This is a genomic window from Ochrobactrum teleogrylli, assembly GCF_006376685.1.
GTDB classification, from domain to species: Bacteria; Pseudomonadota; Alphaproteobacteria; order Rhizobiales; family Rhizobiaceae; genus Brucella; species Brucella teleogrylli.
Map to the genome: position 1 here is coordinate 1 of NZ_VEWL01000014.1, position 22,713 is coordinate 22,713.

Sequence of the window (22,713 nt, forward strand, 5' to 3'; positions counted from 1 at the left end):
ATCGACGTGTCCGAAGCGATGATCCACGTCGCCATGGGGAGCCTGTTGTTGCGCCGTATCAGCCATTAAAGCAAATTATCAAACGGACTCTGAGGTCCCACTCTGGTCTTTTGTAGCCTTTTAAATAGAGCGCTATAACACCGCATTCAGTCCCAAACTTTTCGTGGCACCACCATTGGGTTCCACATGGTACCGCCAACATACCTATCTCCAGCAGGAGCGGAGCAGACAACGTGCTCCTATCGTGAATGCGGCCCTGACCGGAGACGCAGAGCCGTCCTTATTCCGACAGTCAATCCACAATACAACTCACAGCAATTTATCATTCCCATAATGGGATTAAATTGGCAGGTCTTTTCAGTAGCTTATCGACTTTGCTTGAAAAGGCTGACGGACTGCATCGCATTTTGAAACAAAAAATATCTAGTATTTTATTATATTAGATGATTATTAAAACTAATTTCAATAATACATTTGATTAGAAATATGAAAAATAATAAATGATAATAAATTTTGGAAAAATATGACGGCATCTGCGATTATATTCTCGTGGATGCCGTCAATATATGCGTTGGCTTCCGTCGATCTTTTGAAAGGGTAGATACCCATGAACGCAAAATATTGGCGTCAGGGGCGATGCCCACGACTTTGAGCGTGCCCAATGAACTTCTGATTTTTCGCACATGGGCCAGATCGCCGAGTGTTTCACATGGATGATTGGACCTCGTCCGCGCGTTGATGACTGGAGCCCGCATGGCTGATGCCAGTTCCTTCAAAGTAGCCAGTTCCTTAGTTCTGACGACAAGAAGGTCGTACCAATTGTCGACGTAGCCCGCGAGATCAGCAGTAGTTTCTCTGGCATTGAAGCTGATCGGCGGTTGAACCACAATGCCGCCCATCGCCATTGCGCCGAGATCGAAGGCGACGGTATTTCGCCATCCGGTATCATCAACGATGAGGCCGATCCGCTTGTCTTTCAAGGTTTGCGGCATTGTGTGGCTGTCCCATTCGCGAGCGAGCTTTTCACTTCTTTCGAGCAGGCTTGCCAGGGTATCGATTGGAAGAGAATGGAATTCCAGAAAATCTCTATTGGCTTGAAAAGTCATATGACACCGATTTCGAGCTTAGTACTATTGCTGGCAAGGTCGCCGAAGAAACAGCAGTTACCAAAGTGGATTCGGTTTCGCCTTCGATGCAATGACGATGACTGCTTTAAGGCGCAAAGCGGACCCGCAATAGCTTCTCCGCAATTAGATGGTGAGTAATTGGGGTGGCTTCTATCGCTCATAAGTATGTGATATTAAGAGCGATAGAAAGGACCCCTATCGCTCATGCCCTGGAACTGGACACAGCCTGATTGGCCAAACTTTCGCTATGACGCATCCGCGCTCGCGGCACTGGAACAGCGATTTCTGCTCGCCTCCGGCGTGATCATCGGCGCCGTGCGCCATATCGGTTCGGACGAGCGTGACCGGTTGCGCATCGAACTCTTGAGCGACGAAGCGGTCAAGACGAGCGCCATTGAAGGCGAAACACTGGACCGCTTGAGCGTCCAGTCATCGCTGCGGCGGCAGCTGGGCCTGGATACGGACCGGCGTTCGGTGCAACCGCGCGAACACGGGATTGCGGAAATGACGGTCGACGTTTACGGCACTTATGCTCTGCCGCTTGATGACGCGACGCTGTTTCGCTGGCATACCATGTTGATGACCGGCAGCCGACATCTGGAACGCATCGGTACTTATCGCAGCCATTCCGACGCCATGCAGATCGTCTCTGGCCAGTTCGACCGTCCGACCGTCCATTTCGAGGCGCCACCGTCAGCGCAGGTGCCGGACGAAATGCACCGCTTCATATCGTGGTTCAACGCAAGCGCTCCGACGGGCGGTACGCCCCTCCCCGCGCTCACCCGCGCCGGGCTCAGCCATTTGTGGTTCGAAAGCATCCACCCGTTCGAGGACGGCAACGGGCGTCTTGGCCGTGCACTGGCCGAAAAGGCACTGGCCCAGTCGCTGGGGCAACCGAGCCTGATCATGCTGAGCTTTACCATCGAGCAGCGACGGAAAGCCTATTACGATCAGCTGGAAATCCATCAGCGGACCCTCGACGTTACGAATTGGCTGGTGTGGTTCGCTGAAACCGTGCTGACGGCGCAACAGACCACACTGGATCGCATCGCCTTCACGATCGCCAAGGTGCATTTTTACGACCACTTCAGAGACGCATTCAACCTACGTCAGGAAAAAGTCGTGGCGCGTCTGTTCGAGGCGGGACCGGATGGCTTTATCGGTGGCCTCAGCGCCGACAATTATCTCGCCATCACCCGCACCTCGCGCGCCACCGCCACCCGTGATTTGCAGGATCTGGTCGATAAGGGCGCCTTGACCCGCAGCGGCCAGCTTCGCTTCACCCGCTATACGCTGAACTGGGATCCGTTTGCAGGATGAAAGCGTTGTAATCATTGCATATTGAAATCACTATGAAACTGAAATCAGCCTTATGTATCGTCACCGTGACGGTGGTTTCGCGGCTATATCACATATGATAAGTATAGGTTATCGAAGGTTATTTGACCAATGCATTGACCAACCTGCGGAAAAGCGCTACAACAGCCATGAAGAAACGATATTTGCTGCCACCTGATTAACAGCCGGAGGATCTGGCCATGACTGTAACCGTGAAAGTTGCCGAAGCCAAAACGCATCTTTCAGACTTGCTGGCGCGGGTTGAAGCGGGCGAAGAGGTGATCATTTCGCGTGGCAACACACCCATTGCGCGCCTCGTTGCGCTAGATGAACGGCGTCAGCGCCTGGCCGCAATTGAAGCCGTACGGGCTTTCCGGGCCCAGGCGCAACCTGTCACTCAGGATGAAATCCGCTCATGGATTGAAGAAGGGCGCCGCTACTGATGGCTTTTATTGTCGACGCCTCAGTAGCCGGTGCCTGGCTGCTGCCTGATGAAGATCATCCATTCGCCACCGAGATGATGAACCAGTTGGCCGATGAAGACGCGGTTGCGCCGGAACTTCTGCAGCATGAAATCCGCAGCATTCTGCTGAGCGCTGAAAAGCGCGGTCGTATCGCTGAGGACATGGTGTACACAGCCCTGACGCGTTTTCGCGCCCTGCCGCTGCGTCTTGTAACGCGCAGTGAGGATTCAGAAGTTATTCGGGTCGCGCGACGCCACCAGCTTAGTGCTTACGATGCCGCTTATCTGGCGCTCGCCCTGACAGAAAGCCTGCCGCTGGCTACGCTGGATCGCAAACTGGCTGCCGCCGCCCGAGCGGAAAAGGCCATTGTTCTAGGCCCACTCGCCCATGATCACTGAGAGTGATCAATCCAGAACACTATTGCGCGCTGAAGCACTCGACACGATTGCCGCCGTTTTGCCGATGAACCGGCGCGACATGCTGGCTGGCATTTTGACGGATGAGGATGTCGAGACGCTCCGCCATCTGGTCCATGAAGGCATGGGCGAAAACACGCTGCGCGCCTTGACCTCGGATCTGGCCTATCTCGAAGCCTGGTCAATGGCTGCCACCGGCAATCCCCTTCCCTTCCCGGCGCCGGAAGCCCTGTTGCTGAAATTCGTCGCGCATCACTTATGGCGGCCGCAGCAACGTGAGATCGAACCTGATCACGGCATGCCAGCCGACGTGGAAGGGGAATTGCGCCAACAAGGCTTTCTGCGCGTGTCGGGACCGCATGCGCCGGCAACGGTACGCCGTCGTCTGGCCAATTGGTCGACACTGACCCGCTGGCGCGGTCTGGAGGGATCGTTTTCATCGCCTTCCGTCAAATCGGCCATCCGGCTTGCGGTGCGCGCTCTGAACAGGCCGCGCAGGCGCAAGAGTACCAATGCGATTACCGGCGATATTCTGGGCAAGCTGCTGGCAACCTGTTCCGGCGAGGATCTAACCGCTATCCGGGATCGGGCTATCCTGATGGTGGCCTTCGCCTCGGGTGGGCGCAGGCGCAGCGAAGTCGCTGGCTTGCGTGTAGAACAGCTCATCAAACACCCCCCGGTCACCGATGGGGATGGTCCTCCCCTCCCCTCGCTCGGCATCCATCTTGGTCGCACCAAAACCAGTGGTGCCGATCACGATGAAATCGTCTATCTGACCGGCCGACCCGTCGAAGCCCTCACCCGCTGGCTGGAAGCAGCCAGGATCGACAAGGGCAGCGTGTTTCGAAAAGTCGATCGCTGGGGCAATGTGTCCACGCGAGCGCTCGAACCAAGCGCCGTCAACCGGATCGTCAAACAGCGGGTGCAAATGGCAGGGCTTGAACCGAGGGAGTTTTCAGCGCACGGGTTACGCTCCGGCTATCTCACCGAAGCCGCTAATCGTGGTATTCCGCTCCCGGAAGCGATGGAACAATCGCGTCATCGCTCCGTACAGCAGGCGTCCGACTATTATAACAACGCCAAGCGGCGCAGTGGACGCGCGTCTCGTTTACTGAGCTGATCCAGAAAACCCTTCGTACCCTCAAAAAATACGGCATCTGCCGTATTGTTCGGTCCGTTGTGCGTCAGTAAGGACTCAACGATAACAGTTAAAATCTGGCCAGCTCTCGGGGGAATGACAATGGTTGGGAGTTCTCGATTGCGGCTGTCACAAGCAACGTTCTTATCAACGAACTCCTCGCCTGTTTGCTTCAAACTTCCCGATTCAAGGATTTTGTCTGCCAGAACGCCCCTCTATTTTGCGAAACCGGCGATAGCCACGCTGTTCCTCACTCTGTTTTCACCGATCACAGCATTCAGTGCCGAACACTCCGGCGGTAATGGGGGTGCCTCGGACCAATTCTTTCAAAATGATGCGGCGTTCAGCATGCTTCAAGGGGGAAAGGGAGGAAAATCCGGGGTAGCAGGCGGCTCCGGTCTTACGCCAGACTTCAATTCCGGTTTCTACGGCGAAGGCAGTGGTGGAGGCGGAGGCAGTGTTGGGAGCGACGGCGGAAATGGTGGCAATGGAGTCGACAAAGCAGGTAAACTGCCAACCACCGGTGGCCAAGGAGGATCCGGAGGAACCGCACCGGGAAGCAACGGCGGGAATGGTCAGGACGCCGTCGGCAAGGGTGGCTACGGTGCCGGCGGCGGCGGTGGCGGCGGCGGCGCAAATGGGCTTGAAGACATCGCCCTTCATCTCACCGCGACAGACCTACTTCTGGGTGGCAGTGGCGGCAGCGGCGGAAACGGACTCGAACTGTCAGGACAGGATCATCACGGCGGGGGCGGGGGCGGGGGAGCCGGCGGCAATGGCGCAATTGTTGGCGGCCTGATGAACAACTATGGAATTATTCGAGGCGGAATGGGCGGCAACGGAGGTATTGGTGGAGCAGGTCTGCCGGCATCTGGCACCGGGGGTGCGGGTTCGGGAGGTGACGGAGGTGACGGATTGCAGATACAGGGCTCCGATCTTTCGCACTTAAATGTTGGCCTCATACAAGGGGGCTCGGGCGGAGACGGCGGACGGGGCGGAAAGGGCAATAGCGGTTTCAAATATGCGGGCAACGGAGGTAATGGTGGCGACGGTGGTACCGGCATTTATTTGAATGCCGGGAACAATCTGACGAATGCTGGAACGATCCTGGGAGGAAATGGCGGAGCCGGTGGAGATGGCGGTATCGGCTTTCAATTGTCATCCCAAAATGGGAATGATGGCGACGATGGGACTGGCGGAGTGGGGATCATCGCCAATGGCGATACTCGAATCGTCAACTTTGGTGCGATCAGCGGCGGGTTGTCGGGTGACCATCAGACGCGTTCTAACGCTCTGCTCTTCCGTGGTTCGGCAAATGTCTTGGAACTTGCCGGCCGTTCACAGCTGATAGATGGGATCGAGCTTGACAGCGGCAGCACAGTGACCATGTCTGGAATCGATGGGCCCGTTGGATTAGATAATGATTTCAAACTTGGAGCAGGTTCGGCGTTAACACTGAACGCGGCCAGCTACAATCTCCATCTTTCTGGAATGGTCTCCGGAGAGGGCGGACTAATAAAAGATGGTTCAGGAATAGTTGAGCTGTCCGGCATCAATTCATATAGCGGCGCAACAACCTTAAACGCTGGCGTTCTGACTGTTTCTTCGGATGCAAACTTGGGCGGTTCTTCCAGCAATCTTGTGTTGAATGGCGGTGCGCTCGAAACGACAGCAACGTTTGCAATGGTACGCAACGTCGACGTGACGTCGACTGGATATATCAACACCGCTATTGGCACCGTACTTTCACTCACAGGCACAATCCAAGGCGTCGGCAATCTGACAAAATCAGGCGGCGGTGTCCTCGCTTATGATGGCCGGTCATCAGCCTTCACGGGAACAACGTCTGTTCTCTCAGGCGGGCTCATTGTTGGCTCAGAAGTCACAAAGAATAATACGCGGCTTGCCGGCTCCGTCTTAATAGAGAATGGCGCCTTACTCGGCGGACACGGGTCCGTAGGCTCCGGGCCAGGTTCTCTAGTCACGCTCGCTCCGGGAAGCAGGTTGGCTCCTGGCAACTCCATTGGCACGCTTACTGTCGACGGCGATCTGACGCTGAAACCTGGTTCAGTTCTTGAAATCGAAATTGCCAGCAATGGCACTTCCGATCGCGTCGATGTGGCGGGAACTGCTACAATTTCCGGCAGCAGTGTCTCGGTTGCCACCATCGATCCGGAAACCAGTTATCAGAATGGTCAACTCTACCATATCCTGACCTCCCACGGCGGTGTCAGTGGTGAATTCGCAAGCGTTATGTCGAACTCTGCCTTTCTCGATATGAGCCTTGCCTATAGTGACACCGCAGCAGATCTCAAAATCTGCCTGAATACCGGCTGTCCCATTCCGGTTGAGCCTGAACAGCCCTCCCCTGCCCTCTTTACGACCGTTGCCCAGACCCGCAATCAGTATGCCACGGCTGGCGGCCTGGATACGCTGGAGCAGACGGGTTCTTCGCTTGCGCTCTACAACAGCCTGCTGATGCTGTCGGCCGATGAAGCGCGTGCGGCTTTCGACAGCCTTTCCGGTGAGGCTTACGCTTCCGCCGCGGGCGTTTTTATCAACGAAAGCCAGTTTATCCGCAATGCAGCCCTTGGTCGTCTGCAACAAGCCTTTGGCGGCGCTCCCGCAACGCCGATCAATGCGCTTTCCTATGCCGAAGCGCAAAGGCCTGTTTCCGCTTCCGCCTCGGCCCTCCATGCCGTGGCTCCGGGCAGCATTGCTCCTGCTCATAATCTCTATACCGCCTGGGGCTATGCCTATGGCGCATGGACGAGACAGGATGGCGATAGCAATGCTGGCAGCGTAAAATCATCCGTTGGCGGCTTCATCACCGGTATTGACGGCTTGGTCCTCGATACATGGCGTCTCGGCCTTCTGGCAGGCTACAGCCATTCCAGCTTCGATGTGGATGATCGCGCTTCATCGGGCAGCAGCGACAATTATACACTCGGGGCCTATACGGGAACGGAATGGAAACTTGATAATGGTCATGCCTTGGCGTTCCGATCCGGACTTGCCTATACATGGCATGATATGGACATGAACCGTTCTGTCGCCTTTCCCGGCTTTGCCGATAATCTGACCGGCGATTATGATGCTGGAAGTGTTCAGCTCTTTGGCGAACTTGGCTATAAGATCCACTACGGCAAAGCCCTGTTCGAGCCTTATGCGGGTCTTGCCTATGTTCGCCTGAAGACCGATGGATTTGATGAAACGGGTCAGACTGCTGCCGCCCTTTCGGTTCAGTCCGGCACGACGGATACCAGCTTCTCAACGCTCGGCCTCCGCGCATCGACAGAGTTCGGTCTGGGCAGCATCACGGCAACGGCCCGAACCGACCTTGGCTGGCGACATGCCTATGGCGACATCACGCCGGTTTCCACCGCAAGCTTTATCGGTTCAAACGCCTTCACAGTCTCTGGGCTTCCGATCGCTGAAGATGCAGCTCTCATCGAAGCAGGACTTGATTTCAGATTGACCGAAGACGCCACACTCGGCCTGTCCTATAACGGCCAGTTTGCTTCCGGCGCCAAACAGAACGGATTCAATGCGAAACTCAGTGTGAGCTTTTGAATTGGAGTCCGCCTATGGCTATCATCCAGTGATCAAGAATGGCCAATCCAGGCAAAAAATATTCGAACAGATGGATCAACAGCCCTTCGGTGCCAAGGGCCTCATTAAGCCCACGGAGCCCCTCGGATGTTAGGCTACGCACTGCCCTCCTCCATTTTTTCAAGCGAAGGGTGCCGCGAGACTAATCAACATGTGGCGTGCGATCATTATCTAATAATGAAATCGCTTCCGTTCGCGCCCTTCCAACCCAGTCGAGGCGTGCCGCATTTTTCATTGAATGTCTGAGTGTACTTTGTAACGACACAGTCTGCCGCAGAAATTTGATTTCTTTGTCCCGAGCTTACACAACCAGCCCCAACTACCATTATTGAAACAAGTATCACAGTGTTGATAGACTTCATTACCATTTATATAACTCTTACTTTGGTTTTCCGAATGCGAATAATGAATCGCCATCTCGGCATTTGAACGCCTTGAATAGGCTCACATTCTTTAGTGTTGACGATTTATACAACATATGTGAGCTTTTACTCACATTGTCTACTCGCATTAGGAAATCGAGAATATGGCCAAGCTCAACGCTACAAATCCCAGAAAAGCCGCCTCGCAAGAGAGGTCGAGAATGACCGTCGAGGCGATACTGGATGCCACTGCTCGCGTTTTGGTGCGCGACGGATATGCGCGGGCCAGCACAAATCGCGTCGCTGCAGTAGCGGGAGTGAGCATTGGATCGCTTTACCAGTATTTTCCCAATAAGGAGTCGCTTGTGGCTGCGCTCGTCGCAAGGCACAATCGTGAAATTCTGGCTCTGCTGGAAAATGCCATGCAGGAATGCGCGTCAGACGACCTGAATAGTGCCATGCGGGAGCTCATTCGCGCGATGATTGCTGCGCACCGGGTTAATCCTGAGCTCCACCGTATCTTGAAAGAAGAAGTTCCCCGTATTGGAAAACTTGCCGAGGTGGAAGCCATCCGAAAGGACACGCTCCATCTGGTTCGGCATTATCTGGAGAAATGCAAGGACGACGTTCAGCTCAATGACCTCGATACGGCTGCGTTTATATGCGTAACGACAGTGGAGACGTTGACCCATGCCATCGTTCTCAATGACTGCGGCCATTCCCTCTCCGACGAAGCCGATATTGTCGAGCACATCACCCGGATGATTGCTGGATATCTGGGCACTGCACCAATACCTATCCGTGCTATTTTGAAAGAAGCCGCCTGATCTCAAAGGTTCAAGATGTGCTCGAACCGCCGCAACGACTATTTCTGGGGCCGGTGCCCTCATAAAATGGGGCGTGGGCACGCTTTATCTTGATCGAACCAATACCTATTCCGGTGGCACAAATATCTCACAAGGAACCGTCGTGGCCAACCGCGCCACGGACGAGAGCATCGACACGTTTGGTAATGACGCAATCACTCTCAATGGCGGAACCTTGCACGCGGCGGTTGACGGCGCGATCATAAACAGTACCGCGCAACCCCGCCGCCTGGCTGATGCATGTGGCGAAGTACCGCGCGCTAGACCGGCAGCGTCGTACCACGCTGATCGACGGCGAGCATCGCGAACTGGCAATCGACCTCACGGAACTGGTACAGGCCGATCCCAATATCGAAGCCAGGCTTGATGAAGTCATTGACGATGACTGTTGCGGCTGATCTTTACGGCCTGCCATCCCCCGTTGCCCGCCGAGCAGCGCCCGGCACTGGTCTTGCGGCTCTTGGGCGGTTTATCGACACCGGAAGTGGCGCACGCCTTTTTCGTATCTGAAGCCACCGTGGTTCAACGCATCGACAGCTGTCTTCGACCCCCCTCAGGGCCGGGAACGACGGCAGCGGCATTCCACCGTGCTGAAAGTGGTTTGTCTAATTTTTAACGAGGGTTATATGGCAAGCGAATGCGCACACTGGCTACGTGCGGATCTTTGCAATGAAGCGCTGCGCCTCGGGCTCTCGCTTGCGGCATTGATGCCAAACGAGTCCGATGTCCACGGTCTTGCCGCCCCTATGGAATGGTAGGCATCGCGCTTTGCCGCCCTCTCCGACAAGGCAGGAAACCCGATCCTCCTGCTGGTCAGGATCGCAGCCGCGGGACTGGTCGCAGATCCGGAGCGGCCTAGACGGCCTGAACCGCGCCATGGCCGTCACCCCGGCGCCTATCAACTTCAGGCGATGATCGCATCTTGCCAGCGCGCGCGCCTGCCGCCGAGACCGAATGATCGTCATTGCCGCTTGTTATCAGGCGCTGGCGCTCGTTGCGCGATCCCCATTGCTGAACTGACCGGCAATGCGCGCGAACGGGCCCCGCTTCTGGCCCACGCTATCGCAACCAGTTCATAACGCTTGGGACGTCCTGGTTGTTCTTGCGTCAGGCATTTCCGGAGCTGTTGTCTCGATCGAACAGCGACAAACTACAACAGACCTTCGATACATTAAACGAGCGGGTTGGTTTTAGTTTTAGTTTTAGTAGTACAGCGTAACGTTCAGGTTCGAACGCTTTCACGGTACCCACAGTTTCGATTTCAAAACATGCCCCTCTTCCAAGCTGATTAGATTTTCCCGCTAACCCAAGACGTCACTTTCTACATCACCTGCAGAGGATAATTCGCAGCCACCAGGCGGGAATGGCCATGTCGGTTACGATGATGTCCCGGTTGCGGTGTGCAGAACGGAGTTCGTTAGCGTATTCGTCAACTCAAAGCATGTTGAGATCTGTTTGCTTTCATCAACGACAAGAGCATTTGCGCGATGGAGAACTCACCTACTCGTGCTTTGTGGGTTAGAGAACGCAAATAACCGCCGGCTGATCCGATTTCGCTTATGCGCTGTAGAATGCCGGCAATTGTCGCAGACAATCCTTCCACGCCCATGATCTTACAGGCTTCATGATAGGCTGATCGCGTGATGCCAAGGAAAGCTGAAACAGTTCTCGTTGCTTCAATTAAATCACGCCATGACGAAATACCGGTTGGTCGGTAATCCTTGATGTCAGGACACGCTCTGAGCACGGTCTCAAGAGAGAGCTGTTTCGTGGGGTCGGGATTGCTGATCTTAATCGTGGTCACGGTGGATGATGAAGAAGGCTCGTTCAAATCATTCATTTTTATATTTTGAGATTCAAAATGGGATTCAGGCAGGGATTCAATTTGATGCCGCTCATTTTGGTCGTGATTGGTGCTCAATTCTTCGCTATTATCTTGATGAATCAAAGCCTTATCAATTTCTGCCCGAAGTCCGGTCAGCTTGACGAGAATGTCTTGAAGTTCTTTCGTTGAAGCACGGCGCGGAATGGCGTCAACGATTATGCGAAAGCGCGAATGAACATCCGACCAGAAGCTGGATGGAGAATCCGCCAGTGCTGCATCGATCATTTGGGTGAGGTCTCGTCGCTGCAAGGTGATCTGTTCACGCATGCGTTTGAGAAGCGCGGCGTCGGCCTGAATTTGCCTGGCGGCTTGTGCGATTTCCTCTGCACGGTCGAGAAGCGGCGCCAATGAAAAGCCAAAAGCTTCTTCTACCTGCCCTGCCTCGTTTTTATACGCATAGCGTTTGCCGTTGGGACTATCGCGCCGCGCAATCAGTCCGCATTCGATGAGAGTAGCAATATGGCGACGGACAGTCGATTCCGGCATCCCATGCGCTCGCAAGGAGAGCTGACGATTGGAAGGAAAAACAACTAGACCGTTTTTGACGGTGATTTCATTCTCGGGAAGAAACGACAGCAACGAGCTTATCACCGCCAGACAGCGATCGTTGATCCCGAACACTGACTTGGCAATGCAAAGCTCTTTATAGATCGCCCAACGGTTGACCGTCTTGCCATCCAATTTGGTTGGTGACGAAGGCTTCAATTGGCCAAACACCATCCTTCGCCCACGAAAAGTGGACGTTATTGACTCCAGAATTTGCATTTCCTCTTACCTTTTTTCAGGCAAAAGAAATTCAGCCGCCATAATGACGTTATGACTCTTGACACTGATTCATGGAAATGCGATTCTCTGAGTGCTTAAATCTGAGGAAGGCTTCCATGCGGCAACGTTTTGGGGGCCTTTTTCTTTTGCGTTTTAGTCTCCTGGGTTATGTATCGGTTAGATCGAGTGCTGAAGGCTTACGCTTCCCAGGCTATTTGGGTGCTTCGCTGGCCTTATATTCAGCATAGAGCTCTTCAAGTCGCGACTGGATAAAGTCGGCAAATTGCGGAGCCGCCTTGTCATTGAAGGTGAACTGTACATTTTTGCCAGCTCGTTTGATGGAGACAGGCTGAATACCGTCACCGAGAACAGGTGATAGAACAGCATTCTTTTGACGCTTATCCTTCGACGCTGACAATTTGAGCGCATCGAATACGAATTGAAATCGATCGTCTGAAGGCAAAGTGGAAAAGCCAGCGCTACCTATGGTGTCCGTTGCGACAGATTCGCCGACAGTTGTCAAAAGGCTAACGAAATCTTCCCAGCGCGTACGCCCGATAGACGGGGCACGGCCAATCTTGCGGATGATCTCTTCGGGGATCGACTTTATGATCGTGATCATCTTGGACAGGATGGCTTTATCAATGCCCGTCGACTGATAAAGCGTTTCTCGCGAATAGCCCTGCCCCTCCAAAATATAGGCAAAGAAAGCCTTTTCGATGAAGGAGAGGTTTGAACGCGTATTGTTTTCCTGGCCCTGATGAATAACCAGTTCTTCATCGGTGAGTTGTTTGACAACCGCTCTGACCTTGATGCCGAGCGCTTTAATCGCTGCGACGCGCCGATGGCCATAAGCGATCTGAAACCGATCCGCATTCTGTGGGTGAGGGCGCACCAGAATTGGCACCAGCTGCCCGCTGTCGCGGATCTGCTCAATGAGCTTTGTTTGGTCCTCATCGTCAAATCCCAGACGATCGGAGACGAACGAACTGTCAATCAGATCGGGATCAAGTTCGATGATGGTTTGACCAGTTGAAAGCTGACGTTCGATTTCATCGGCGCGGGCGGACCGTTCGTTGATCTTTTCAAGAGACTGCGAAATTGCGCCAAGCGCCGCTGGACGATTTGCACGGTCTCGATCCAAACCTGCAAGCGGCCTCGCCTGCTCGAAGGACGCTTGTGTGGAGCGATCGTCAGTTTTCTGCGATGGCTCGGTCTGTTCAGAAAAGTCGAAAATGTTCTTGCGGGCCATGGTTAGTTACGCCCCCAGGTCTGGCGAATTAGGTCTTCAATCTCAGCGTTGACAGATGTCAACGATTCCAGCGCGCGATCATAAGTACCGCGGGAGAATGCAGAACGATCAACTTCATAAAGGGTCTGTTTTGTCAGGCCCGCGTCGGAAATAGCGGTCGATTTCAGCATCGGGGTTTCAAGAACACGGTTGCCGAATATCGAGCGCATGAAGCCTGCCATCTGGTTTTGCGGCGCGTCATTGGGTTCATAGCGGGTGATCAGATAACGCATCCAGTCATATTGCGTATTGCCACCAGCGCGCTCAACAACAGCGAGGAGGTCGGACGTCATATGCAGAAACTGGTTCATCGACATAACATCAAGCATCTGTGGGTGGACGGTGATTAAAACCGATGTGGCCGCGCACAAGGCGGACAGGGTCAGGAAGCCCATCTGCGGCGGGCAATCAATCACAACGACATCGTAAAGATCTTCCACCACTGCAAGGCAACTGCCGATGCGTGAGAAGAACATGGCTTCATTCTTCTGCTCAGCCAAAACCTTGGGCGTTTCGTGTTCGAATTCCATGAGCTCAAGGTTGCCCGGAATGACATGCAGTCCCGGCGTATAAGTCGATCGAACAATATCGGTAATCTCACGCCGTTCCGCATCATAGCGAATGGCGCCATACAGCGTATCATTGACGCGCACATCAAGCTCAGGCTGATGACCGAACATCGCCGAAAGTGAGGCCTGCGGATCGAGATCAATGGCCAGAACCCGATATCCGCGCAAAGCCAGATACTGGGCGAGGTGGGCCGACGTCGTGGTTTTTGCAGAGCCACCCTTAAAGTTCATGACCGAAATGATCTGCAACTTCTCGCCGTTGCGACGATGACGGATATATTTGCCGTGCGTCTTGGGCGAATTGTCATCTAGCAATTGCCGAATGGCGTGGATGTCCTGAATGGAATACATCCGCCGACCATTGCTCTGGGGCGCAGGTCCGTGGCCTTCCGATACGATCTGCCGGAGGTAGCCTTCCGCCACGCCTATAAAAGATGCAGCTTCCGCGGGCGTGAATGAGCGAATCGATTTCTGCGCTGTTGGCGGAAAAATGCGCATTTGATGCGCCTGAAGTCGCTTCGACAGCTCTTCAGCGTCGGCTTCAATCAAAGACTGAAGGCTGCTATGAGGTTGCGGAGATGCTGTCGGGTTTTGGTGCATGGCTCGTCCTTATCAGCGCATATTCAGTAAAACGTAACAAATATGCGCTGACAAAGATGCCCCGATTCTGTCTTCACCGCAATTTGTTTTTAGTTAATGAATAGTTAACATCAAGCAAAGCAATTATCGGGACTAAAGGATTTTACTGACGAGCAATCTGGTGGTAATTTAATCTTCCGTCATGTGTTGTTTACGTTGACAGCTGTCAATGTTGCCGGAAATGCGCTGACAACTGGGTCTGACGCAGATTGGTGAAGAATAAATCTGTCTAGAGCCGAGCCGGCATTTCTGAAAAACTCACGAGATTGCCAGGATTTCAATTTCATTGTTGCCCAAAATGACGATATCACCCACAGATTTACCGCTGACGGACCGTGCCAGCGGCGAAACGAACGATATCGTGCCAGACTTCGGATTAGCTTCGTCCTCGCCGACAATCTGATAAGTTTGGGTTGCGCCACCATCCCTGCTGATGGATATAACGCAGCCGAAACCGACATTCGATGGATGTTGTGAAGTTGGCACGAGCTGCGCTGAATGAAGGCGGGCGGTATAATATCGGAGGTCACGCATTGGATGTGCCGTCTGCCGGCGGCGTTCTGAGATGTCTTCGATCGAATTTGCGACTTCATACGCAGCTCGCGCCTTCTGGAGCTCCGCTTGCAGAAGTAGCAGACCCTTCTCTGTCACAAGATTGGGGTGAGACGAGATTTCACGATCTGGCAGTATCGTTTCCGAAGCTGCTTCCGCGCTCTCTTCTTTGGCGAAGGCAACACTCATAGAAAAACTCCTTCCAGCTATTGGAGGCGATGATAACCGATTCTTACTCAGCCCTACAGCCTGAAGACTTGGATTTACGACCGGGGTCAAATGCCCATGCCGGACGATTCCGATGCGTTATTCATGTCGTGATAGGGCTCTCACATATGGATGGAATGCGGTGAAAGTGCTGTTATGGGTGGCAAAGAGTTGTTTGCGCAGACGCGTTGACAGCTGTCAATTTCAGTTTCGATTGAATATGGCGGGCGTGGGCAATAACGAAACGAGCGCAGTCGTACGCACGAGTAAAACGTTTGCGGTTTCAAACAATTCTTTTGTTATCCCAACGCGTCTCCAAGCATGAATAACTTGTCTCGCCGTCATCTCAAGGTCGACCGTGAGGCTGCCGACGTTACTGTTGGGCTGGCTGCTGCGGTCATATAATCGGGATGACGGGGCGCATCGATTGATATTGCTGATCGTAGGAGTATTGCTGGACTGGGCGAGAATATCGAATAACTACACGGGTTGGGGTTGCCCGCAGTCTCACAGGTTATACCGGGCATTCCAACCCGGTGCGCAAAACGAGACGCGCATGAACGAGTGTTTATAAAGGTACTGGGGCGATGGATTTCAATGAAATCAAGCTATTGAAACTATGACGAAAAATTTCGTAAACAAAAGCTAAGTCGAGCTTAAATTTAGCTCGAGCGATTGTCTGTTTTTAATTTTTTTGGAGGAGTGTTCCAATTCGAACGTTGTCGCGTGAGCCAGAGCGTATCGCAGCATTGGACACGAAAATTTATAACTGATTGACACCAAAAAATCTACAGCTGTGTTTGCCCAAAGACCCAAAGAATCTGTTTTCGACCGGCTAAAAGGCATCAGACGTGTTGGGCCCTCATGTGCGAACGGCTCCAGCGAAAACCTTATAGCGATCATTTCCGGACTGTTTCAGTGCGGAATGTTGGGATGCAAGTTTGGTTATCGGGTGGAAGATGATCCCCGATAATGTGGGAATCCGCATTCGATAGGTGTCGTAGTTCGATACCAACAATGGCGTAATGTTCAGCCCATAATCGTCGATTAGCCTAGGCGACCTTGTATATTGGTGATGTTCCTCTGACGGCGCGCATAACCTACCCCTTTAACGATCAGAACGGAGTTTCCGATCCCAGCATTTCCGTTTCAGGAATGCTGGTCTCGAATGCTCAAGCCCGGGTGATTGGCTTTGCTTTCGCCGGCTGGTTTGTGGGGGATGTGCGTTGGTTGCGTATTTCGTCGGATTAATTGGAGAGCGAGTCGAACAGGCGCCGGTGGTTCGGACAGGACTGGCCTCTTGGAAGAATAGTCCGGCATCGATCATGCATCTCGACATAACCAAGGCGGTCTTGTTAGTCGCAGCCGGTCTCGCCCTCACAGCGCCGGCAGACGCCCAGACTGCTTGCACATCGTCGCCATGCACGGGCGCTATGGTTATTGACGCAAACTCCGCCGACTATTTCCCCAACCTATCCGGTCCCACCTGGCTGTTTCAGGACACAAGCCTGCTCAACGCGACGGCTACCAATTCTATTAGCGGCGGTACGCAAGCATTCTATAATTCGAGTGCGCTGAACGCCACCGCGATGAACTCCATTATTGGCGGATCGCAATATTTCAACGACCTCAGCAGTCTCAATGCGTCACAATCATTCGCCATTGCCGGCGGCGGGCAGAGCTTCTACGACACCAGCACGCTAAATGCATCGGCGACAAATGCGATTAGTGGCGGCTTTCAGTATTTCAACGCCAGCAGCAGGCTGGACGTGACAACGGTAGGCGGCCTCGGTGGCGGGCAGCAGGTTTTTTATGACACCAGCGCGTTGAACGCCGCGACAGCGAACGCCATCGTTGGCGGCTCGCAGTTTTTCAATGGCAGCAGTCATCTAAATGCGACCGCATCAAGCGCAGTCAACGGCGGAACGCAGAGTTTTTACATTAATAGCGTCATGGCGTTGACAGCTGCCAACGCGCTGAGCGGTGGTGAGCAATATTTCAATGACAACAGCGTGTTGGATGCTGGCGTGGGCGAAGCGGTCGGTGGCGGCGCGCAACATTTCTACAATCTCAGTGTCTTGAATGCGTCGGCGGCCAATGCGGTCAACGGTGGCGCTCGGGAGTTTCACGATAGCAGCGTTTTCAACGTTTCCGCCACCAGCGGTCTGAGTGGTGGCGCTCAGACCCTCTATGGCAATAGCACGCTTAATGTTCTCGCCACTAACGCAGTGACGTCAGGTGTTGGCGTCAATTTCGACAATCTGCCGGGTGGCGTTGGGGGAACCATCAAACTCAATGGGTTTAGTACAACCGTCGGCGCTATCAACAGTATCGGCGCAGGCGCTGGTCTCGTTGAAAATGGCGCGGCGACAAGCAGTGTCTTGACCATTGACGGTTCGTCTGTCGGCCCGTCACAATTTTCCGGCGTGATTCAAGATGGCGGCAGCGGTCGGCTGGCTCTGCAACTCAACAGCGGTGTGCTGACGCTTGGTGGTGTCAATAGCTTTTCAGGCGGCACGACGATAGCGGGCGGCGTGTTGCAGGTGTCGCGCGATAATAATCTGGGCGATCCGTCCGGCGGTCTGGTTTTCAACGGTGGCGCATTGGCGACAACGGCGAGTTTTCAGACGGGCCGGTCGATCACGCTTACGCAGGCCGGAATTTTCGATGTGCTGGATAATACCGACCTCACCGTGAACGGTGTCATATCGGGACAGGATGATCTCGTGAAGGTGGGGGCAGGGACGCTTCAACTCACAAATAGCAGTAATAGCTATCGCAACACGGTCATTGAGGCGGGTCGTCTCGTCGGCAATTCGGAAACGATTGCGGGCAATATCGCAAATGCGGGTGTCGTCGTTTTCGCGCAGGCAGTTGATGGCAATTTTGCCGGAAATATAGCGGGCGCAAGCGGGGTTGCCGGAACGATGATCAAGGAAGGATCTGGCAGCCTTATCTTGAGTGGCGCGTCAGATCTCAACTGGATCATACAGCAAGGCGATCTGACTTCCAGCGCGGAACGTTTCTCCGGTGATGTCTCTATTGCTGCCGCGGCCGCATTTACATTCGATCAGGCGACCAGCGCGCAGTTTACCGGTTTGTTGACGGGTGAGGGGACTTTCATCAAGGCTGGACCCGGAACGCTCGCCTATAACGGCGAAAGCCCCATATTCGCAGGCATGACCAACGTGTCCGCAGGCGACTTGATCGTCGGATCGGATAATAGTCACAGCAATGCGGTTTTGGGTGGCTCCATCATTATAGGAGACGGCGCCTTGATTGGTGGGCATGGCTCCATCGGTTCGGGCAGTGGGTCGCTGGTCGACATTTTGACTGGCGCAACTTTGTCGTCTGGTAATTCGATTGGTACGTTGACAATCAACGGAGACCTGACGCTTCAAAGTGGATCGACTTTCGCCGTTGATATTGCAGGCGCTGGCATGAGCGATCTGACGCATGTGACCGGCGCAACCACGATTTTGGGCGGAAATGTCAGCGTGACCGCCCTCGATCCCGCCACCAGTTATCAAAGCGGACAGACCTATACGATCCTCACATCGGATGGCGGAATAAACGGCGCTTTTGGGGATACAGTTTCGAAGTCGGCCTTTATCAATGCAAACGAGACCTATGATCTCAACAACGTCAAAGTGACGATTGCTGTCAAAAATTTGGGCCAGACAGACGGGGGAGGTGTCGACCCGACCTTGGGCTCACCGGCGCTCTTCGAAACTGTTTCGGAAACGAGGAACCAGATCGCGACGGCAAAGGCGCTGGATACGCTGCAGCAGTCGGGGCCACCTCTCGAACTTTACAACAGATTGTTGATGCTCAGCGCTGATGAGGCGCGATCTGCTTTTAACCTTCTGTCCGGCGAAGCCTATGCTTCAACGAAAGCAGCACTCATCGAAGGAAGCGCCGTTATTCGCGACGCCATGAACAGTCGTTTGCGATCAACCGAAAGCTTTGTGCTGTCGCCCTCCGCAACTCTACTTTCCTATGGTCCCGAGAGTGGCTCGACTGCCGCCAGGCCGAACGCGTTTGCGGCTATGACATCCACATCACGCGAGCAAAATTATAACGCCTGGATTCAGGGTTATGGTAACTGGGCTTCCATTGACGGAAACGGCAACACTGCGCGGCTTGACTACAATACCGGCGGCTTCGTTGCGGGAGTAGACGGTACCGTATTCGACAATTGGCGTCTTGGATTGCTGGCGGGCTATAGCCGGACAACATTCGATGTGGATGGTCGTTCATCCTCCGGGCAAAGCGACAATTATACATTGGGCGCCTATGCGGGTTCGTCCTGGACACTGAACAATGGCAATGCAATCGCCTTCCGCACCGGGCTTGCCTATACGTGGCATGAAATCGAGCTCGACCGATCCGTCATTTTTCCGGGCTTTTCCGATAGTCTGAACAGCGATTATCACGCCAGCACGTTTCAGGCTTTTGGCGAACTTGCTTATCAATGGGGTAGGGAAGATGCTCCATTGGAAGCGTTTGCTAATCTCGCTTATGTGCATCACCGCACGGATGGCTTCAATGAAGCGGGAAGAACGGCGGCGCGGCTCCCTGTCGATAGCGATACGATGGACACGGCTTTCACCACCATCGGCTTGCGGGCGTCACGACATTTCATGCTGGGCAATGTATCGGCCAATGCGCACGGGTCTATTGGCTGGCGTCACGCCTATGGCGATATCGACACAAGTTCGACGAACAGTTTCAGCGGGTCATCCGCCTTCACGGTTTACGGAGCGCCGATTGCGAAGGACGCAGCGCTCATCGAGGCTGGCCTGAACTTCAATCTTTCCCGCAGCGCCACGCTTGGGGTCAATTATACCGGCCAGATTGGTTCTCACGCCTATCAACAGGGTGTAAACGCCGTGCTTAGGGTGAGGTTTTGACCGGGGCGGAAATCGCGGCGGCAATGGCTTCGCGCAGTTCATCGACATCAATGGGCTTATGCAGCATGAGTGCCCCGCTGGCATTGACCTCCCTCAATCGCGCGGGAGAGGTATCTCCGGTGACGATAATCGCCGGCAGAGGTCGCCCGACCACCGAGCGCAGAGTTTGAATGGCGTCGAGCCCGGTAACGCCTCCGCCCAGCCGATAGTCGGCAATGATCAAATCGACCGGCGCGTCCCCACTCTCGAGGGCTGCCGCATAGGATGCCTCAGCCTCTGCGGCTGAGCGCCCCGGATAAATCCGGTGCCCATCAAGGTGAAGCAGCTGCTCCATGGCGTCGATAACATCTTTCTCGTCATCAATGACGAAGACGCCGAGCGAGGCTTCCACTTCGAGCGGCAGATGCCCTGGCGGGTTTGCGTGGTCTTCGTCGCGGGTTTGGGGAACCGTGAGCGAGAACATCGAGCCTCGGCCCGGAATGGACACGAGTTTCAACGGATGCCCCAGCAGCATGGCTGTGCGCCGGACGATGGCGAGCCCTAGTCCCAGACCTTGCGACCGGTCGCGCGCCGGATTGTGCAGCTGGACAAACTCCTCGAAAATCTTCGCCTGTTGATCGGTTGGAATACCGGGGCCGGTATCGAAGACCTGAATTTCGATCGCATCGCCGCGTCTGCGACAGCCAAGGAGGATGCGACCTTGCTTGGTGTATCGAAAAGCATTCGATAGAAAGTTGTTCAGGATGCGTTTGAGCATCATCGGATCGCTGTCGACATAAAGATCGCTCTCGACAACATGCCACTGAAGTCCGCGTTGCTCTGCTTCCAGCGCAAATTCGTCATGCAGGTCGTGAAATAGTACCGACAGAGAAACCGGTTCGTTCACCACCGTTACAATGCCCGCGTCGAGCCGCGAAATATCGAGCAGCTCGTTTAAAAGTCCGCTCAGATCGTGGACGACGGATTTTGCCTTTCCGGCGAGATCGCGTGCATCGCTGGATGCAACATTGCCGCGCTGCCCCAAGACTCCGAGCGTGGATATCAGCAGGCTCAATGCGTGGATCGGTTGGCGAAGATCGTGGCTTGCCGCCGCCAGAAAACGTGTCTTGGCCCTGTCGGCGCGCTGCGCCCGGTCCGTTTCCTCCTGCAAATGCTCGACCAGATTTTCGTTTTCCAGTCGCAGGCGAATGGTCTCGTGCAACATGCGATAGGTGATCCGGCAATAATAGAAATTGATGGCGACAAGCGAGGCCAGCAGAAACAGGAAGGCGCCAGATATTTCGCTTTCGCTGGTGATGCAACGCACCGCTATCGGTATGACCGTCGCGATGATTGACCCGACCAGCGCTGGTGGAAAGGCCGAGAGCGAAGGCACCGTGCCACAGACAAGTCCGGTCAGGACGATGACGGTGAAGGACAGAACGATTGGCGCTTCCGGCAGAAACCCCGCCCACCCCAGCCCGCCCCACAACAGGCCAGATATCCATGAAAAGCTCGCGGCAAGCCACGCCCAGCGCTGAATGGACTGCGCGTCTCTTTGGCGGCTAAAGAATTGGCGTGATGCGAAAACACGGATTGCGGTCAGCAAATAAAGCGCGCCAAGCCATCCGGCGATCCAACTCGTCGGCACAGCATTTTTCAGAACATAGATCGCACCGAGAGAAATGACGACGTTCGAGATAATGACGCCATAGGAATTTCGGTACAAAAGCTCCGTGAGAGCCTGACGTATCCTGTCTTCCTGCATCCGTCCTCCCAATATGTTGCATTGTCGTCTGTTGCGCAGTGATATACTTAAATTATTGATCGATCAGTAACTTGCCGCCAATAAGTTGTGATTTGAACGATTTGCGCCAATGGGCGCCAATGCAAGGTGAATGATAGCCGGATGACCCGTCCTCTTACCGCCATTCTTGCCGACGACCACGCTATCGTGCGTCAGGGGCTCAAGCTTCTGGTTTCCGTGATGGACGGCATCTCCGTCATCGCGGAAGCCAATGATGGAACGTCCGTTATGGAGCATGTGCGCAGTGCAGGGGCCGATCTGCTCATTCTAGACCTCGGCATGCCAGGGGTCGCCGGAATTCAATTCATCTCGGAAATAAAAGCTGTTGCGCCCAGACTGAAAATATTGATCCTGACTGCGAATGTTGAGCCCAGAACAATTCGCGCCGCGATGGAAGCCGGGGCCAGCGCCTATCTGACAAAGGACGGCGATCCGGAAGAAATCGGCGCCGCCATCGACGCTGTCAGAAATGGCAAGACCTATCTGGCCCAGTCCATCCGTTTTGCGATCACGGGGGCGATGGGCAGCAGCAGCTCTGAGCCCGCGCCGGATATTCTGTCGCCGATCCCGCTGACGCGTCGCGAACGTCAAATTCTGGCGCTGGTCGCGCAAGGGCTGACAGCGCGGGATGTAGCAACGCGACTGGGGATCAGTCCGTTGACCGCACGCAAGCATCGCGAAAACCTGATGCGGAAGCTTAATCTCCATAGTTCTGCCGAGCTGACGGCCTATGCCGTTCGCCTCGGATTGCCGACCACGTAACGGGCACATCGCCGGAGATTT

Annotated in this window: 19 protein-coding genes and 1 pseudogene; 13 read left to right on the plus strand and 7 right to left on the minus strand. The window is 54.4% G+C overall.

What is annotated here, in order from left to right; genetic code table 11:
- Window positions 1-602: 602 nt before the first annotated feature.
- Window positions 603-1,106 (minus strand): annotated as a pseudogene (locus FIC94_RS18410) (ornithine carbamoyltransferase); the annotation flags it as partial.
- A gap of 225 nt (window positions 1,107-1,331) precedes the next feature.
- Here FIC94_RS18410 and FIC94_RS18415 point away from each other — a divergent pair.
- The 6 genes from FIC94_RS18415 (at window position 1,332) to FIC94_RS18445 (ending at window position 9,284) form a co-directional block, all read left to right on the plus strand.
- Window positions 1,332-2,447 (plus strand): Fic family protein, encoded by a 1,116-nt coding sequence (locus tag FIC94_RS18415; RefSeq protein ID WP_140025956.1) that lies wholly within the window; start codon window positions 1,332-1,334, stop codon window positions 2,445-2,447.
- Between the two features lie 218 nt (window positions 2,448-2,665).
- On the plus strand, window positions 2,666-2,908 hold the full coding sequence (locus tag FIC94_RS18420; RefSeq protein ID WP_112807412.1) for a type II toxin-antitoxin system Phd/YefM family antitoxin: 243 nt from the start codon (window positions 2,666-2,668) through the stop codon (window positions 2,906-2,908).
- Window positions 2,908-3,327, plus strand: coding sequence for a type II toxin-antitoxin system VapC family toxin (locus tag FIC94_RS18425; protein WP_124915753.1), 420 nt, complete (start codon window positions 2,908-2,910; stop codon window positions 3,325-3,327). Before FIC94_RS18420 ends, FIC94_RS18425 begins: the two co-directional genes overlap by 1 nt.
- Complete coding sequence (locus FIC94_RS18430; protein ID WP_140025957.1) at window positions 3,317-4,465, plus strand: site-specific integrase; 1,149 nt, start codon at window positions 3,317-3,319, stop codon at window positions 4,463-4,465. Before FIC94_RS18425 ends, FIC94_RS18430 begins: the two co-directional genes overlap by 11 nt.
- 120 nt (window positions 4,466-4,585) lie before the next feature.
- Window positions 4,586-8,056, plus strand: coding sequence for an autotransporter family protein (locus tag FIC94_RS22765; RefSeq protein WP_180918054.1), 3,471 nt, complete (start codon window positions 4,586-4,588; stop codon window positions 8,054-8,056).
- Window positions 8,057-8,621: 565 nt separating this feature from the next.
- Window positions 8,622-9,284: a TetR/AcrR family transcriptional regulator gene (locus tag FIC94_RS18445; protein ID WP_235892064.1), complete on the plus strand. Its 663-nt coding sequence runs from the start codon at window positions 8,622-8,624 to the stop codon at window positions 9,282-9,284.
- Window positions 9,285-9,411: 127 nt separating this feature from the next.
- Here the strand turns inward: FIC94_RS18445 and FIC94_RS22770 are convergent, their stop codons facing one another.
- Window positions 9,412-9,543 carry a hypothetical protein gene (locus FIC94_RS22770; protein WP_268967498.1) on the minus strand — a complete coding sequence of 44 codons (132 nt, stop codon included), beginning with the start codon at window positions 9,541-9,543 and terminating at the stop codon, window positions 9,412-9,414.
- A 22-nt stretch (window positions 9,544-9,565) separates the two neighbouring features.
- Between FIC94_RS22770 and FIC94_RS22710 the strand changes: the two genes are divergently transcribed.
- The 3 genes from FIC94_RS22710 (at window position 9,566) to FIC94_RS22845 (ending at window position 10,081) form a co-directional block, all read left to right on the plus strand.
- Window positions 9,566-9,721, plus strand: a complete 156-nt coding sequence (locus FIC94_RS22710) for a hypothetical protein (protein WP_180918056.1) — start codon at window positions 9,566-9,568, stop codon at window positions 9,719-9,721.
- Window positions 9,690-9,833, plus strand: a complete 144-nt coding sequence (locus FIC94_RS22910; protein ID WP_210237307.1) for a hypothetical protein — start codon at window positions 9,690-9,692, stop codon at window positions 9,831-9,833. The genes FIC94_RS22710 and FIC94_RS22910 overlap by 32 nt, the downstream gene beginning before the upstream one ends.
- A gap of 116 nt (window positions 9,834-9,949) precedes the next feature.
- Window positions 9,950-10,081: a DUF6596 domain-containing protein gene (locus FIC94_RS22845; protein ID WP_328592145.1), complete on the plus strand. Its 132-nt coding sequence runs from the start codon at window positions 9,950-9,952 to the stop codon at window positions 10,079-10,081.
- Window positions 10,082-10,752: 671 nt separating this feature from the next.
- On the opposite strand, the gene repC is transcribed toward FIC94_RS22845, so the two are convergent.
- The 3 genes from repC to repA form a co-directional block, all read right to left on the minus strand.
- Window positions 10,753-11,973: a plasmid replication protein RepC gene (gene repC, locus FIC94_RS18455; protein WP_140025959.1), complete on the minus strand. Its 1,221-nt coding sequence runs from the start codon at window positions 11,971-11,973 to the stop codon at window positions 10,753-10,755.
- A gap of 211 nt (window positions 11,974-12,184) precedes the next feature.
- On the minus strand, window positions 12,185-13,225 hold the full coding sequence (gene repB / locus FIC94_RS18460; protein ID WP_140025960.1) for a plasmid partitioning protein RepB: 1,041 nt from the start codon (window positions 13,223-13,225) through the stop codon (window positions 12,185-12,187).
- 2 nt (window positions 13,226-13,227) lie between these two features.
- Complete coding sequence (gene repA, locus FIC94_RS18465) at window positions 13,228-14,382, minus strand: plasmid partitioning protein RepA (RefSeq protein ID WP_235892065.1); 1,155 nt, start codon at window positions 14,380-14,382, stop codon at window positions 13,228-13,230.
- Here repA and FIC94_RS22715 point away from each other — a divergent pair.
- Window positions 14,289-14,537, plus strand: coding sequence for a hypothetical protein (locus FIC94_RS22715; RefSeq protein ID WP_235892070.1), 249 nt, complete (start codon window positions 14,289-14,291; stop codon window positions 14,535-14,537). The two genes, repA and FIC94_RS22715, sit on opposite strands and share 94 nt — an antisense overlap.
- Before the next feature lie 193 nt (window positions 14,538-14,730).
- On the opposite strand, the gene greA is transcribed toward FIC94_RS22715, so the two are convergent.
- Window positions 14,731-15,213, minus strand: a complete 483-nt coding sequence (gene greA, locus FIC94_RS18470) for a transcription elongation factor GreA (RefSeq protein ID WP_140025961.1) — start codon at window positions 15,211-15,213, stop codon at window positions 14,731-14,733.
- Between the two features lie 1,080 nt (window positions 15,214-16,293).
- On the opposite strand from greA, the gene FIC94_RS18475 reads away from it, so the two are divergent.
- The gene (locus FIC94_RS18475) at window positions 16,294-16,482 is read left to right on the plus strand and encodes a hypothetical protein (RefSeq protein WP_140025962.1); all 189 of its coding nucleotides are present in this window, start codon (window positions 16,294-16,296) and stop codon (window positions 16,480-16,482) included.
- 74 nt (window positions 16,483-16,556) lie between these two features.
- Window positions 16,557-20,144 carry an autotransporter domain-containing protein gene (locus tag FIC94_RS18480; protein WP_140025963.1) on the plus strand — a complete coding sequence of 1,196 codons (3,588 nt, stop codon included), beginning with the start codon at window positions 16,557-16,559 and terminating at the stop codon, window positions 20,142-20,144.
- On the opposite strand, the gene FIC94_RS18485 is transcribed toward FIC94_RS18480, so the two are convergent.
- Window positions 20,128-21,891, minus strand: coding sequence for an ATP-binding response regulator (locus FIC94_RS18485; protein ID WP_140025964.1), 1,764 nt, complete (start codon window positions 21,889-21,891; stop codon window positions 20,128-20,130). The two genes, FIC94_RS18480 and FIC94_RS18485, sit on opposite strands and share 17 nt — an antisense overlap.
- 141 nt (window positions 21,892-22,032) lie before the next feature.
- Here FIC94_RS18485 and FIC94_RS18490 point away from each other — a divergent pair, with 141 nt between their 5' ends.
- Window positions 22,033-22,692 (plus strand): response regulator, encoded by a 660-nt coding sequence (locus tag FIC94_RS18490; protein ID WP_140025965.1) that lies wholly within the window; start codon window positions 22,033-22,035, stop codon window positions 22,690-22,692.
- Window positions 22,693-22,713 lie beyond the last annotated feature (21 nt).